The sequence below is a fragment of the Priestia sp. JSM ZJ58 genome, assembly GCF_044383985.1.
Lineage (GTDB): Bacteria > Bacillota > Bacilli > Bacillales > Bacillaceae_H > Priestia > Priestia zanthoxyli.
In genome coordinates this window covers 3,025,714-3,039,352 of sequence record NZ_JBISEM010000001.1, presented here as the reverse complement: position 1 = coordinate 3,039,352, position 13,639 = coordinate 3,025,714, and the positions used below count along the sequence as shown (strand labels likewise).

The 13,639-nt window shown below is 36.2% G+C and carries 15 protein-coding genes; 8 read left to right on the top strand and 7 right to left on the bottom strand.

Features of this window, described 5'->3' with window-relative positions; genetic code table 11:
* The first annotated feature begins 169 nt into the window (after nucleotides 1-169).
* On the top strand, nucleotides 170-1,432 hold the full coding sequence (locus tag ACH6EI_RS15945) for a glycoside hydrolase family 18 protein (RefSeq protein WP_108674585.1): 1,263 nt from the start codon (nucleotides 170-172) through the stop codon (nucleotides 1,430-1,432).
* Between the two features lie 74 nt (nucleotides 1,433-1,506).
* The gene (locus ACH6EI_RS15940) at nucleotides 1,507-1,842 is read left to right on the top strand and encodes a L,D-transpeptidase (RefSeq protein WP_033578620.1); all 336 of its coding nucleotides are present in this window, start codon (nucleotides 1,507-1,509) and stop codon (nucleotides 1,840-1,842) included.
* 145 nt (nucleotides 1,843-1,987) lie between these two features.
* Here ACH6EI_RS15940 and ACH6EI_RS15935 read toward each other — a convergent pair whose 3' ends face one another.
* The 3 genes from ACH6EI_RS15935 to lgt all read right to left on the bottom strand — a co-directional run bounded on the left by ACH6EI_RS15935 (nucleotide 1,988) and on the right by lgt (nucleotide 5,535).
* Nucleotides 1,988-2,947 carry an aldolase catalytic domain-containing protein gene (locus tag ACH6EI_RS15935; protein ID WP_033578621.1) on the bottom strand — a complete coding sequence of 320 codons (960 nt, stop codon included), beginning with the start codon at nucleotides 2,945-2,947 and terminating at the stop codon, nucleotides 1,988-1,990.
* Between the two features lie 480 nt (nucleotides 2,948-3,427).
* Complete coding sequence (locus tag ACH6EI_RS15930) at nucleotides 3,428-4,474, bottom strand: YeiH family protein (protein WP_108674586.1); 1,047 nt, start codon at nucleotides 4,472-4,474, stop codon at nucleotides 3,428-3,430.
* 245 nt (nucleotides 4,475-4,719) lie between these two features.
* Nucleotides 4,720-5,535, bottom strand: a complete 816-nt coding sequence (gene lgt, locus ACH6EI_RS15925; protein ID WP_034264911.1) for a prolipoprotein diacylglyceryl transferase — start codon at nucleotides 5,533-5,535, stop codon at nucleotides 4,720-4,722.
* A gap of 243 nt (nucleotides 5,536-5,778) precedes the next feature.
* Between lgt and ACH6EI_RS15920 the strand changes: the two genes are divergently transcribed.
* From ACH6EI_RS15920 to ACH6EI_RS15900, 5 genes are all read left to right on the top strand, one after another.
* Nucleotides 5,779-6,348, top strand: coding sequence for a MarR family winged helix-turn-helix transcriptional regulator (locus ACH6EI_RS15920; protein ID WP_033578624.1), 570 nt, complete (start codon nucleotides 5,779-5,781; stop codon nucleotides 6,346-6,348).
* Nucleotides 6,349-6,434: 86 nt separating this feature from the next.
* Nucleotides 6,435-7,463 carry a serine hydrolase domain-containing protein gene (locus tag ACH6EI_RS15915; protein ID WP_033578625.1) on the top strand — a complete coding sequence of 343 codons (1,029 nt, stop codon included), beginning with the start codon at nucleotides 6,435-6,437 and terminating at the stop codon, nucleotides 7,461-7,463.
* Nucleotides 7,464-7,639: 176 nt separating this feature from the next.
* A complete protein-coding gene (locus ACH6EI_RS15910) occupies nucleotides 7,640-8,458 on the top strand; it encodes a mechanosensitive ion channel family protein (RefSeq protein ID WP_028413821.1) in 819 nt (272 codons plus the stop codon).
* Nucleotides 8,459-8,685: 227 nt separating this feature from the next.
* Entirely contained in the window at nucleotides 8,686-9,447 is a 762-nt protein-coding gene (locus ACH6EI_RS15905; RefSeq protein ID WP_098113357.1) for a class I SAM-dependent methyltransferase, read from the top strand.
* A 277-nt stretch (nucleotides 9,448-9,724) separates the two neighbouring features.
* Nucleotides 9,725-10,198: a hypothetical protein gene (locus ACH6EI_RS15900; RefSeq protein ID WP_063247007.1), complete on the top strand. Its 474-nt coding sequence runs from the start codon at nucleotides 9,725-9,727 to the stop codon at nucleotides 10,196-10,198.
* Between the two features lie 260 nt (nucleotides 10,199-10,458).
* Here the strand turns inward: ACH6EI_RS15900 and speG are convergent, their stop codons facing one another.
* Nucleotides 10,459-10,983, bottom strand: coding sequence for a spermidine N1-acetyltransferase (speG, locus tag ACH6EI_RS15895; RefSeq protein WP_028413819.1), 525 nt, complete (start codon nucleotides 10,981-10,983; stop codon nucleotides 10,459-10,461).
* Between the two features lie 175 nt (nucleotides 10,984-11,158).
* Between speG and ACH6EI_RS15890 the strand changes: the two genes are divergently transcribed.
* Nucleotides 11,159-11,545 (top strand): DUF1565 domain-containing protein, encoded by a 387-nt coding sequence (locus tag ACH6EI_RS15890; protein ID WP_049163971.1) that lies wholly within the window; start codon nucleotides 11,159-11,161, stop codon nucleotides 11,543-11,545.
* On the opposite strand, the gene arsC is transcribed toward ACH6EI_RS15890, so the two are convergent.
* Genes arsC through ACH6EI_RS15875 form a run of 3 tightly spaced genes read right to left on the bottom strand, consistent with a single transcriptional unit; the run spans nucleotide 11,518 to nucleotide 13,629 of the window.
* The gene (gene arsC / locus ACH6EI_RS15885) at nucleotides 11,518-11,940 is read right to left on the bottom strand and encodes an arsenate reductase (thioredoxin) (protein ID WP_049163975.1); all 423 of its coding nucleotides are present in this window, start codon (nucleotides 11,938-11,940) and stop codon (nucleotides 11,518-11,520) included. The genes ACH6EI_RS15890 and arsC overlap by 28 nt on opposite strands.
* Nucleotides 11,941-11,964: 24 nt before the next feature.
* A complete protein-coding gene (locus tag ACH6EI_RS15880) occupies nucleotides 11,965-13,263 on the bottom strand; it encodes an arsenic transporter (protein WP_108674587.1) in 1,299 nt (432 codons plus the stop codon).
* 18 nt (nucleotides 13,264-13,281) lie between these two features.
* Complete coding sequence (locus tag ACH6EI_RS15875; protein ID WP_014460639.1) at nucleotides 13,282-13,629, bottom strand: ArsR/SmtB family transcription factor; 348 nt, start codon at nucleotides 13,627-13,629, stop codon at nucleotides 13,282-13,284.
* Nucleotides 13,630-13,639 lie beyond the last annotated feature (10 nt).

The window sequence follows — 13,639 nt, the reverse complement described above, 5'->3', positions numbered from 1 at the left end:
TTTCTACCCGTATTAGGGACGCAATAGAGTGAGAGTGTGTAAAGAGGTTATCCCTTACTTAACTCAGTTATATAAACAAACAATACTCATATACATTTATTGAATGGCTTTTTTAAACTTGGTGCGGAATAAAACGTAAATAGATAAAGAGTACATAGGAGGAGAAAACATGTTTGTTCATATAGTTCAGCCTGGTGATACGTTATCTTCAATAAGCAGAAGATATGGTTATTCCGTTGCACAGCTCAGGAGCGTGAATGGGTTAGAAGAAGCAAATATTGTTCCAGGTCAAGCCTTGCTCATAGCCCTATATGTATACACAGTTCAACCTGGTGATACGATGAAAGGTATTGCTAAAAAAGCGTACGTGTCCTTGGAGCAATTGAAAAGGGCTAATCCTTCAGTCTCGTATAACTACTTGCAAGTCGGAATGAAAATAAACATTCCTAACATATCAGACTATATTGCAGGGACACTAGAATACTATGCCGTTCGAAATCCAGAAGCAGATCGCGAGTTAATCAGTGATTTTGCAACGTATTCCTCTTCCATTTCTATCTTTGAATATCATTTTGGCAGCAATGGAGATATTATAAATAATTTAAACGATTTAGTAGCGATTGAAACGACTTGGAAAAATCGCGTTACACCGCTAGTTACGATTACTAATCTAACTTCTGAAGGGTTTAGTTCTGATCTTGCCCATCAAGTTTTAAATAATCCTCAGGCACGAAAAAATCTTGTCGATAATATCTTTGATTTAGTATCTAGAAAAGGATACGGAGGGGTAAATATTGATTTTGAACGTGTGAAGACCGAAGACAGAGACCTTTTTACCGGATTTTTACGTCAACTGAGTGAACGTTTAAAACCTGCAGACTATGTGCTGACAATAGCGGTTCCAGCCAAGACAAGCGAAGATATCCCTTGGTTAAAAGGATATGATTACGGAGGAATAGGTGCGGTTGTTAACTTTATGTTCATAATGGCATATGACTGGCACCATGCAGGCAGCGACCCTGGTCCTGTTGCACCTATTACTGAAGTAAAGAGAACAGTAGAATTTGCGATAAAAAGTGTTCCGCGAAGAAAACTCATCATTGGCGTTCCTTTGTATGGATACAATTGGCCAATTCCTTACAAGCCCGGCACGGTAGCACCCGCTATATCCAACCAAAATGCGATTAAAACAGCAATGAGATATCAGTCTCCCATTCAATATTCAAAGGAGTACAAATCTCCATTTTTTCGGTATAAAGATCAAGCGGGGCAGATGCATGAAGTATGGTTTGAAGATGTAAGAAGCATGAGTGAAAAAATGGTGTTAGTTCGTCAATTCGGCTTGCAAGCAATAGGTGCTTGGCAATTAACGCTTGGGTTTACGCCAGGACCTTGGCTTTTAAAGAAATTCTTTACTATTAGAACAGTATAAATAGCAGCAGTCATTATGGATTAATCTAGAAAATTTTATGTATAGTAAATTATAAGAGGGTGGGGGGTTCTTCTATGGCAAAAAGGATAGATGTCTCAATAAAGCAGCATCAATTAAAACTATATGATGGAGCTAAATTAGTAAAGACATATCCTATTGCTGTAGGGAAAATGATCACTCCAACTCCAATTGGGAAATTTAAAATCATTAATAAAGATACGACCCCTCCAGCTGTATTTGGCCCCTTATGGATGGGACTGTCAAAGCCTACATATGGAATACACGGGACTAATGATCCAGCTTCTATTGGCAGAGATATGTCACATGGATGTGTCCGAATGGATAATGAAGATATTCTAGAACTTTCCTCTGCAGTTCCCATTGGAACGCCGGTTTATATACATAAATAATAGTTTAAGAAGAGCACGACTGTTTACATTTAGCTAATTGTCGAGATCGAGGGTATCAAAGTTTAAGGATATGCTATACAATCATGGTTTTTTATGTAATACAAAAAAGCACCCCGGTTAACAGAGGTACTTTTAGCATTTTAACTTATTTTGATGCTGGAGACGTAGTAACTTCTGGAGACGTTACTTTGTCATAAAAATCTACGAATTTGTCACGATCCTCGCTATCACGGTAAGCCATAGCAACACGTGGATGTTCATTCAGCACACCAGAAATCATGTAAGGAATGATATAGCCCCATTCCCACTTTTGACGCATTTCAAGCATATGCTTTTCAATTACGCCAAGAATCGGCTTCATCTCATAGCTTGGTTTTGGTATGTAGCTAACAAGCAGCTCTGTGTTACAGTTACCAGCTGCACGGCCCATACCATAAACAGATGAATCAAGGAATGTAACGCCATTACGCATCGCAGTTAATGTATTAGCAAAAGCTAGTTGCATGTTGTTATGCGTATGGATCCCAAGCTGCTTGCTAGGAATCATGGCTTGGAACTTTTTCACTTGATGCTCAATATCCGCAGGGTCTAGGCTTCCAAAGGAGTCAACAATATATACAACATCTACGGGGCTTTTCTTTACCATTTCAAATGCTTCAATAAGCTGATTTTCCGGTACGCTAGATAGTGCCATAATGTTAAGTGAAGTTTCATAGCCTAAATCGTGGAACATTTTTATAAGCTCTAAGCCTTTATCTACTTCGCGAATATAGCATGCCACTCGAATCATATCTAACATACTTTGCTCACGCGGCAGGATGTCATTCGGATCTACACGCCCGATATCTACTAAAGCAGATAGCTTCGTGAACTTTTTCTCAGGGATAATTTCTTTGAGAAAGTTATCGTCAAGAAATCTCCATGGGTTGGGCTCAGTTGCTTGAAGAAGCTTAGGTGAATTTTTATAACCGATCTCCATATATTCAACGCCGGCTGCGCTTAGGCCGTTATATAAGTCTTGCACAAATTCAACGCTAAAATCCCAATTATTAATTAAACCTCCGTCACGAATGGTACAGTCTATAATTTTGCTATTATGTCCCATGATATTTATTTCCTCCTATGTCGTCTATTTATGTATTTTTTTAAACTTTATCGCTTTTATGCTTTTAAGCACTAAACTCTCCTATTGTGTTTATACCATGACTGATTCAAAGGCGTCAATGTATTTTCTAAATGTGTCTATGCTTTACTGTATTCCATGGGTAGAAGATGCTTTGTCTTTTCATCCGCTTGATGCTCTTAAAACAACACCAAGTTCAGCACTACAACCCCTAGTATATACAAACACACCCTTTATTACATCACTACTTACTGCAATAAAGGGTGTTTTTTAATTGAAACCGTTTATTAAGGAGAGGAACTGCCATTAGTATCTAGTATATCTAGTATAGGTTTAGATTTCTCTATAATTAATCCATAAATTTGGAAAGATATTTAAAACCTGAGAAATAAAAGATTTTTTCACATTAACAGTTGTATACGAAGTATTAGCTGTTACTTAATCATTTTAATTTACTGGTCTTTACATTGTCCAAAATGTAAGAAATGATAAGAGTATAGAAGTAATAAACATCGCAATCAATGGCTTTAATGCTTTTGTTCGAAGAGCCTTCATACTTACATTTAACCCTAAGCTGACCATAGCCATTGTTAAAAGAAACGTGGTTAGAGTTGAAATATCATTCATGATCGTTTTAGGTATGATAAGGTGCTTGCCTACGACATAACTTCCAAAAATACTCATGATGATAAAACCTATTAAAAACCAAGGAAATTCAATCTTCGTATCCTTTTCCATTTTTCCTGTTCGCTTCATCCAGTACATTAAGATAAAGCTTAATGGCACAAGTAAAAGCACTCTGCCTAACTTAGCCAACAGGCCAATAGCTAGGGCGTCGCGTCCAGCTGGTGCTGCAGCTAGAGCTACATGGGCAATTTCATGGAGGGCAACGCCTGACCAAATTCCATATTGGATATTCGTTAAATGTATATAGGGTCTTAAAATGGTATATCCAATGGCAAATAGAGTTCCCACTAAAGCGATAACACCAGCTCCGATAGCTGTATCTTCTTCTTTTGCTTTTACAATCGGAGAAACAGCTGCAATAGCTGCCGCACCGCATATTCCTGTTCCTATTCCTAAAAGAAGAGATAAACCACGATCAGCCTTCATCCATTTGCCTAGAAGAATTGTTAAAACAATCGCAAATACAGCCGTTCCCACATCGCGAAGTAGCAGTCCTAGCCCTTGATGAATAACAACATCAATATTAAGCTTTAGTCCATATAAAACAATCGCATAACGTAACAGCTTTTTAGAAGAAAATTCAATTCCAGATCTTATTTTTTCAGGGTATCCCCAAATTTGACGATAAATGACTGCCATTATAATTGAACAGGCTAGTGGACCGATATGATTAAACCCCGGGACTTTTGCTAATCCATAAGCAAGTAAAGCAAAAAGAAAAGTAAAAGCAATTCCTCCAGCCCATAAAGAAATATTAAATGACGTCCGGGTATTTGTTCGTAAGAATACAGTCCGCTTTTGGGCTTTATTTATATTTATCATACATTTCATCTCCAATATGAATTCTTATCAAGCGCGGCTTCACACAAGAAGTGTATGATTTAACTATAAAAGACACTTTATTATTAGTAAAATACATATAAATCATGATTAAGATTAAAAATATTAATAAGTGAAACAAAAAAAGAGCAAGTTGATCTTCAGAGTTACTGAAAATCAATTTTCTCCTTTTGTATGTTTTTATCGTTTAATTCTTTAAAAAATCATTCATACAAAAACATATGTGCTTATGAGAGAGATACAGTCTTACTAGTTGCTAAGCCTTTTTTACGTCTATACCATAGCAGGATCAAACTGCCTAGCACGCAAAGGAAAGAAACGAGCTGAGCTATTCTGATATGAGAAGTTAGCATTAAGCTATCTGTACGCAATCCCTCTATAAAAAATCGTCCTATCGAATACCATAGTAGGTAAGTAAGAAAGACTTCGCCTCTTTTTAACAAAGATTTTCTTAGTACGATCAAGACAAGAACACCTATTATGTTCCAAAGGGATTCATAAAGGAATGTAGGATGATAATAAGTTCCATTGATATACATTTGATTAACAATAAAATCAGGTAAATGTAAAGTTTCTAAAAACTGACGTGTAACAGGTCCGCCATGTGCTTCTTGATTCATAAAGTTTCCCCACCGGCCAATAGCTTGGCCTAATAATAAGCTAGGAGCTAAAACATCAGCCATTTTCCAAAAAGAAAGATTCTTTTTTCTGCAAAACCATATAGCTGTTAATACAGATCCAATAATTCCACCGTGAATAGCTATGCCTCCATGCCAAATTGCTATAATTTCGCCTGGGTGGTCTTTATAGTAACTCCATTCAAAAAGTACGTAGTAAATTCGAGCAGTAACGATAGCAATGGGTAGTGCTAGCAGAAGTAAATCAGAGATGGTTTCTGAAGAGATACCTCGTTTCTTTCCTTCTTTCGAGGCTAACAAAAAGCCTAAAAAAGCTCCTATCCCTATAATAATTCCATACCAATGGACCTCAAGTGGACCAAGGTGGAAGGCGATAGGGTTTAAAGGTTGTGTGTGTTGGTTCATGTTTTTTCTCCTTTACTTCATATCGGTTTTCTTACATTTTTTTAGAGTGATATTAAATTAGAGTGCCTTTTTAGTATATCTAATTAGATATAGAAAGGACAACTTTTGCTTACGAAAGGCCACTATTTCTTTGCCTGCTTTAGTGTAACAGAATAGTCAAAATTAAAATAAACAGTACATTGACTTAATTAACAAAATATACTATTATTTTAGACAATATATTGTCTAAAATGGAGGGTTAATATGGATATTTATAAAGATCTTTTTTTAATGCAGCAAACTTACGCTACCTTATTTTCTCTGGCAAATAAAGTCCAGGTGAAAGGAGATCAGTCTCTTGAGCTCTTAACATCAAGACAGCATATGGCGATGGTGGCAATTGCTCATTTACCTGAAGATGAAACAACGTTAAATAATATTGCTAGAAAATTAGGAACCACAAAGCAAAGCGTCAAGCAGTTAATTACCATTATGGAAAAAAAGGGGTATGTTGACGTGGTTCCTAGCAGTAAAGATAAACGTGCAGTTAACGTAAAAATCACCAAAGAGGGAAAAGAAGCGCTGCTTGTTGTTTCAGAAAAAGGAATTTTCTTTTTGGAAGGCCTTTTTAAAAAGTTTTCAACCGAAGAGTTGGAAATAATGTGGAAGCTTTTAAAGAAACTTTATAGCTTTGACGGGGAAGAACATGATGGATTTGAAGAAGAAGGCAACATCAAAATGGATGAAGATCACAATGAATTACAGTTGAGAGTGATAAGGGAGCTTGAAAGTCGAAGAGTTCAAGCAATTGATAATATAAAAAAGAACTTATAAAAATAAATTTGATAGGCTACTTTACTTTGAAGCATATCGATCCTTTTAATGATTTTCGAAATAAAGGATAAGGGAGAGCACTCATTATGTTTGAAATCAGTGATGAAACAGTACGATTAATTAACAAGACCTGTAGAGGAAAAAAGAATTTGAAATTAACCGTTGGCTATTTAACGGACAACCAATATGTTATCAAAATTTATAATGAAAGCGGTGAAATTGACTCATCCAAAAAATATCATTATGAAATTGGTTCTATTACTAAGACTTTTACTATATCGCTGCTATCAAAATACATATCTGAAAACAAGTTGACACTAAACGATTCTATACGAAAGTACATAAAAGAACTTAAGGAAGACACGTATTATCCTACATTGCTCCGCCTCGCTACTCACTCTTCTGGATATTCAGGAAGCTTACCTTTAAATAAACGGGAATATTTTAAAATAATTTTTAATTTGATTTTTGGCGGAAGTGATTTGAATAAAAATAATCCGTTACATATGGATTTTAACAAAATGAAGATGTTGATCGAAAAAAGTAAATTAAAAGAAGTAGATTATTCATGGAAGTATTCCAATTTCGGTATATCCCTTATTGGATACGTGTTGGGAATGATATCGGGGAAGGGTTATTGGGATACTATGAATGACTTTCTTCTTAATGAGCTTGGACTAAAGGATACTTGTTTAGGCGCTTCAAACAATAATCTACATGGCTATGACCGCAAAAATAATGATTGTGGCAACTGGCAGTGGGACAAGGGGAATTTTATATCACCTGCGGGCGCAGTATCCTCAACCGCTGATGATTTACTTAAATACGCAAAAATAAATATGGATGAAGATAAACCATATCTGTCTTTTTGTCATAAAAAATACGCCAATGGAACAAAGAAGTTTGATATGGGTCTTGGATGGTTGCTTTTAAAGAAAAACAATAATGTGATATTGCACGGCGGTGGAACAGGATGCTTCAGCTCATTTTTAGGGATTGATAAAGAAAAGAAAGTTGCTTCCGTCGTTTTAGCTAATTATAGACTAAGTAGAAATAAGGATGAACATATAGGAATGTCTTTATTAGAAAGCCTCCAACATTCAAAAGATATATAAAGATGGAAGACAATTTGAAAGACTGTCGCCGAATATGACCGACCTTCAAGAAGCATAGAATATGCTTCTTTTTTTGAGGAAACCGTGCTATTATCATTAAGGTTTGTAAGGAACAGAAGATTTTTGTCTTTCCGTACATTTTTTTGGTATAGTGTTAGAAATAAGGAGTGGGTAAGTTGGTTTTCACTGAATTTTTCCAGCAGTTTCCCGTAAAGGTTTTAACGGTAGGGCTGCTGATTGTACTTATCGTTTATTTTATTCGCAAATTCATTAAGCTTTTCTTTGATAAAACGAGCTTTTTAGATGAAAAACGAGAAGAGACGCTCATGCACTTTTCTAATCAGGTCACAAGAGTATTGGGGCTGGCTTTTTTCTTTATTTATGTGCTTAGCCATTTCTTTGACTTCGGAAAGATTCTCACTAGTTCGGTAGTGTTGGCCAGTGCCCTGGCAATAATCCTCCAGCATATCATCCGTGATTATATAATGGGACTGACTTACTTGTTTGAACGCCAGATCCACCACGGAGATTATGTTATTCTCAACGGAAACCGTCAAGGGAAAATAGAAGAAATTACGATGCGCTACTTAAAGATTCGTCAATATGACGGCTACCTCTATACCGTCTCATATAGCAACATTACGGAACTTCAGAACGGAACCCGAGGAAGACGCCGGGTAAATGAAAGTCTTATTCTCAACTATAGGCAAAACCCGGACGATGCCTTCAAAGTAATGGAGCAGGTAGCACAAACATGTAACGAGAAATATGGTCAATATTTGTTAAAAGATGTGAATGGAGTTCCTATAGAGAGCTTTCAATTCAATCAAATTACTGAACTGAACGTAGGTTTTAAAGGTCACCAATATTCATTATCAGGACTTGTGAAGGAAGCTGATTTTGTAGAAGCGAGCCAAAAGGTACGATATGAACTCGCAATGGCCGCCTACAAAAATGACCTTATGATGGCTGAAAGCTTCGAGACAAGCCATTAAAAATAAAACTCGTACCTTGTTTATATACAAGCTTTTATATTTAAGATAAAAACACCCTTTTGAGTTTTCAAAAGGGTGTTTTTTATTTTTAAAAATATCTATTAAGTACTTCTCTAGTACAGATTAATTATCTGAAACAGAACAAATTAATTAGTACATCTAAATTATTCTTCTAATGACATGGTAAAATTAAACAAAGTACGTAAAAAGGTAAAGGGGGATTAACTATGACGCAAAAATCTAATTATACAAAAATCAACTCCGAAATGTGGGATGAATGGGCTTCAGCTGGAGGAGAATGGTCATTAGCTATTAATCATCAAGATTTTGTAGATGCAACTCAAGGTAATTTTGATATCTACTTAACACCTTGTAAGCCTGTTCCGCATAACTGGTTTATTCCATTTAAAAAAGCAAAAATATTGGGACTTGCTAGCGGAGGAGGACAGCAGTGCCCAGTCTTTGCAGCCCAACATGCGGAAGTTACGGTTTTTGACTACTCTGATAAGCAATTAGAATTAGAAAAAATGGTGTCCACTAGAGAAGGCTATTCTATTGACTTAGTTAAAGGGGATATGAGTAAGACATTTCCATTTGAAGATGAGACGTTCGATATGATTTTTAACCCTGTATCAAACTGCTATGTTCAAGATGTTGAACACGTTTGGCAAGAATGTTTTAGAGTTCTAAAAAAAGGTGGCGTTCTGCTATCTGGCTTTGCAAATCCTGCTCTTTATTTATTTGGAGAAGATGAGGAAGCGTTACAAGTGGTTAATAAATTACCTTATGATGGAACGAAAAACACCGTAGAAAATGATGAAGAACTTATAAAAAATGGCGGTGTACAGTTTAGCCATTCATTAGAAACTCAAATTGGCGGACAGCTAAAAGCTGGATTCACCTTACAAGATCTTTATGAAGATCATCACCATAAGGGGGAAATCACCAAATATATGCCTTGTTATATTGCAACTAAATCTATTAAATAATAGTTAGTTATCATATTGAATGAGCTACCTCAACTTTTTCTAATACGGAGTCATAGTAGAATAATAGCTCAAAAATGAGATGCCATGTTCACCGAGAGAAATGGCAGAAAAAGTGGGCGAGCTTTTAGAAAAAAACTTATAAGCCTATGTTTGGTTAACAGATGCTTCAAAAAAATGAAATGGTCTACCTTTTATTTTTAATTACAGTATTTTTTGTTTTAACGTGGAAAAAAAGGGTAAATATTCTAAGAATCACCTAAAAATAGGAGGAGATCAAATGAGAAGAGCGAAACAAGCTGTTGTAGCTTCTGCCGTAGGTTTAGCTGTGTTAGCGACGCCATTAGCTCTACCGAATTTAGGAGGTTCTGCAGGCTCCGCAGAAGCTGCAGAAGTTGGAGGAGACGTAACAGTTGATCCCGTAGCCATAGGACAAGCGATTGCAGATGCGGCTAAAACGGCCGACAATCGAAGTGGGTTCGTCAAGGGAGCAATGGAAAAAGCGTTTTTTGAATCAGGTCAACAATATAATGTAATGGTTATGAATTTGAGTCAAAGTTATAATTCAGATCAATTACAAGGTGTTCAGTATTTTGATACCGTGGATTATGATGGTATTACGTATGGAGTCTGGATATTTGAAGAAGGAACATTTATTAATGAAGGTGATGGAGGTTATGATAACTGGGCCTTCAGAGGCTGGTTTGAACGCACAGGAGATGACGAGAAAACAGTCAATTTTCATAGACCTTAACTAAAGATAACATAAGACTCCCATCAGGGAAGAGCATATGAAGAGCCTTTACCGCCATGGTAAAGGCTCTTCTCAATATTTGAAAGCCTGAGACCGGATGTTTATAAGCATGCAGAATAGAAATTTGTATATCATCTACAGCTTAAAAAGAGAAAAACTCCTGTTGCGTCTGAACAGGAGTTTTTCTCTTTGCATTAACAGAAGCCCGATCTCATTCTTTTTTCTCTTTTAGTGAGCAGGAAACTTATACTAATTCAACCTTAGTTTTTACTTTTGGTTTGTAAATATTCTTTTTGAAACATACACATTCTTATAGCGTTATGATAGCTTCCATCGACAAAAAATTCATCTTTTAACTCACCTTCGATAGAAAAACCGACCTTCTTATAGATATGAATTGCTTTTTCGTTTTCCTTGTCTACAATTAAGTAAAGTTTATGCATATTCAATACCGAAAAGGCATAATTCATTGCTAGATTTGTGGCAACCATGGCGTAACCATGACCTTGATATGTAGGGTCAATAATAATTTGAAACTCTGCTCTACGATGAATATAATCAATTTCGACCAATTCCACTAATCCAAGCATATCCCCGTCCTTTTCTAGTATGAACCGACGCTCACCTTGATCGTGAATATGTTTATCATATAAGTCCTGTAGCTCTACAAAAGCTTCATAAGGCTCTTCAAACCAATAAGACATAATATTTGCATCATTATTGAGTTCATGGACAAATTTTAAATCTTCTCTTTCCAAAGGACGTAACTTAAGTTCCTTATTCATTTCTCAAACCTCCATATTCTAGCATTACTTTAGCACTTTCCGTTTTAAATGTAAAAGTTGCTGTAGTTTTAAAAAATAACAAGACATAGTGCGATGTTTTACATATTTATTAAAAGAGCAATAGTATAATTTAAACATCTTGTAAGTGAAACTCATTAACTTTAAGGAGTATCTTATGAAAAAAGCAGTTGGTATTTTTCTTATTTTACTGTGTTGTATAAACCAAAGGGTTGAGGCAGCTAATCAGCCTTCAGTAGAACCTATACATCATGAGATCTACGTTTCTCCTACAGGGGACGACAAAAACTTAGGTACTAAAAGCAAACCTTTTAGAACATTAAGAAAGGCAAGTGAAGCAGCTCAACCCGGAACTACGGTTTACATCAGAGGTGGCATTTATTACGAACAATTAATTATTAGCCGTTCAGGTACTAAACAAGAGCCTATTATTTTCAGGAACTATAAAAGTGAAAAGCCCCTTATTAGTGGAGAAAAAATAAAGCAGTCTACACAAATAGACTGCTTCTTAATTAATTATTTACCTGTTTCGGCAAAACGCTGAATACGCTCACCAATTTCATCACGGACACGTTGAAAGAATGCCCATTTCTCTTCATCTGTTCCTTCTGCTTTTGCAGGATCATCAAATCCCCAGTGTTCACGCTTCACATGAGGAGGTGTTACGGGGCAATGATCAGCTGCATGGCCACATAATGTAACCACTAAATCTGCATTATTTAAAATTTCAGGATCAATAATATCAGATGTTTGGTTTGAAATATCAACACCAGCTTCTTTCATTGCTTTTACAGCGTTAGGATTTAATCCATGAGCTTCTAATCCTGCACTGCGTACATCCCATTCATTGTTATTTAGATATTTTTTTGCCCATCCTTCAGCCATTTGGCTACGGCAAGAGTTACCTGTACATAAGAAATAAAGTGTTTTTTTAGACATGTGTAAAATCTCCTTTATGATGTGTTAAGAAATAATTGATAACCAAATATATAAACCAACAAGTGTAATAAACAATGTTGGGATGGTTAAGATAATACCTGTTTTAAAATAAGTTCCCCAAGAAATCTTAACTCCTTTTGTCGAGAGAACATGAAGCCATAAGAGCGTCGCTAGAGAGCCAATAGGTGTAATCTTTGGTCCTAGATCCGAACCAATGACATTTGCATAAATCAGAGCTTCTTTAATCGTACCTGTTGCAGAAGTTGCATCAATGGCCAAAGCATCAATCATCACGGTTGGCATGTTGTTCATAATCGATGAGAGAATGGCTGCAATAAATCCCATACCAATGGTTGCTGCAAATAATCCTTGATCAGCGGTTGTTTGAATAAGGCTTGCTAGTACTTCAGTTAGCCCCACATTGCGTAATCCATACACAACAACATACATACCAATCGAAAAGAAAACAATCGCCCACGGAGCTCCTGCTAACACTTTTCTCGTGTGAACAGCCGGGCTTTTTCTTGCTATTCCTAAGAATAAAATGGCAATAATACCTGCGATAATAGAAACTGGAACATTGAAGAACTCACCAATAAAGTAACCAAGAACTAAAATAAATAAAACGATTCCTGATAAACGGAACATTTTCATGTCTTTAATGGCCTCAACAGGTTTCTGTAAATCATCTAGATTGTATTTCTTAGGGATGCTTTTACGAAAATACAAATACAAGACAGTAATACTTGCCAAAAGTGAAAATAAATCTGGCACAATCATGCGTGAGGCAAATTCAGAAAAACGAATACCAAAGAAATCAGCTGATACAATGTTGACCAAGTTACTTACTACAAGAGATAACGATGTTGTATCCGCAATGAATCCACTGGCGATAATAAAAGGAAAGACCATTTTATCTTCAAATTTAAGTGCTCGCACCATAGCAAGTACGATAGGTGTTAGAATTAAGGCTGCCCCATCATTAGCGAATAATGCGGCTACTACAGCTCCTAGGAGGGATACATATACAAACATGCGAACGCCATTACCTCCTGCAGCTCGTGCCATATGTAACGCTGCCCACTCAAAAAATCCAATTTCATCTAAAATTAAAGAAATAATAATAACTGCAATAAACGTTAACGTTGCGTTCCATACAATTTGAGTTACATCCAGCACGTCATGGAAATCAACCACACCTGCTAAAAGAGCTATTACTGCGCCTCCACACGCTGACCAACCAATAGACAAGTTCTTTGGCTGCCAAATGACAAAAATCAATGTCACTAAGAAGGTGAGGGAGGCTACTATAACTGATACCACTTTACAAACCTCCTACTATTAGCAACAACTAATGCGTAATCCTTGCTTTTCTAGTTCTTTTAATCGTCCATCTTCGCTTGGTAAAGATTCAAGTATATTAAGGACAAACTGATAATAGCCGTTTTCTTTATTTAATGAATAGAAAATCCAATGTCCTTGTCGTCTTTCCTTTACAAGTTCGATATCTCTTAATTTACGCAAGTGTTGGCTAATAGCCGGTTGACTTGCTTTATAAATTTCAACTAGCTCACAAACACAGCACTCGTTATTTTGGAGCAGTTTCATCATAGATAATCTTGTCTTATCGCCAAGCAGCTTCAGTATCTGTGCTGCTTTCTCCATTTCTATTTGTACTTTTACATCCAATCCAACTCAC

What these genes read in the sequence shown, in the direction of transcription:
- ACH6EI_RS15935 (WP_033578621.1), bottom strand. Translation starts at nt 2,947, where the DNA reads ATGGGACATAATAGCAAAATTATAGACTGTACCATTCGTGACGGAGGT.
- speG (WP_028413819.1), bottom strand. Translation starts at nt 10,983, where the DNA reads ATGAATAAGGAACTTAAGTTACGTCCTTTGGAAAGAGAAGATTTAAAA.
- ACH6EI_RS15890 (WP_049163971.1), top strand. Translation starts at nt 11,159, where the DNA reads ATGAAAAAAGCAGTTGGTATTTTTCTTATTTTACTGTGTTGTATAAAC.
- ACH6EI_RS15915 (WP_033578625.1), top strand. Translation starts at nt 6,435, where the DNA reads ATGTTTGAAATCAGTGATGAAACAGTACGATTAATTAACAAGACCTGT.
- lgt (WP_034264911.1), bottom strand. Translation starts at nt 5,535, where the DNA reads ATGAACCAACACACACAACCTTTAAACCCTATCGCCTTCCACCTTGGT.
- ACH6EI_RS15945 (WP_108674585.1), top strand. Translation starts at nt 170, where the DNA reads ATGTTTGTTCATATAGTTCAGCCTGGTGATACGTTATCTTCAATAAGC.
- ACH6EI_RS15920 (WP_033578624.1), top strand. Translation starts at nt 5,779, where the DNA reads ATGGATATTTATAAAGATCTTTTTTTAATGCAGCAAACTTACGCTACC.
- ACH6EI_RS15930 (WP_108674586.1), bottom strand. Translation starts at nt 4,474, where the DNA reads ATGATAAATATAAATAAAGCCCAAAAGCGGACTGTATTCTTACGAACA.
- ACH6EI_RS15940 (WP_033578620.1), top strand. Translation starts at nt 1,507, where the DNA reads ATGGCAAAAAGGATAGATGTCTCAATAAAGCAGCATCAATTAAAACTA.
- arsC (WP_049163975.1), bottom strand. Translation starts at nt 11,940, where the DNA reads ATGTCTAAAAAAACACTTTATTTCTTATGTACAGGTAACTCTTGCCGT.
- ACH6EI_RS15905 (WP_098113357.1), top strand. Translation starts at nt 8,686, where the DNA reads ATGACGCAAAAATCTAATTATACAAAAATCAACTCCGAAATGTGGGAT.
- ACH6EI_RS15900 (WP_063247007.1), top strand. Translation starts at nt 9,725, where the DNA reads ATGAGAAGAGCGAAACAAGCTGTTGTAGCTTCTGCCGTAGGTTTAGCT.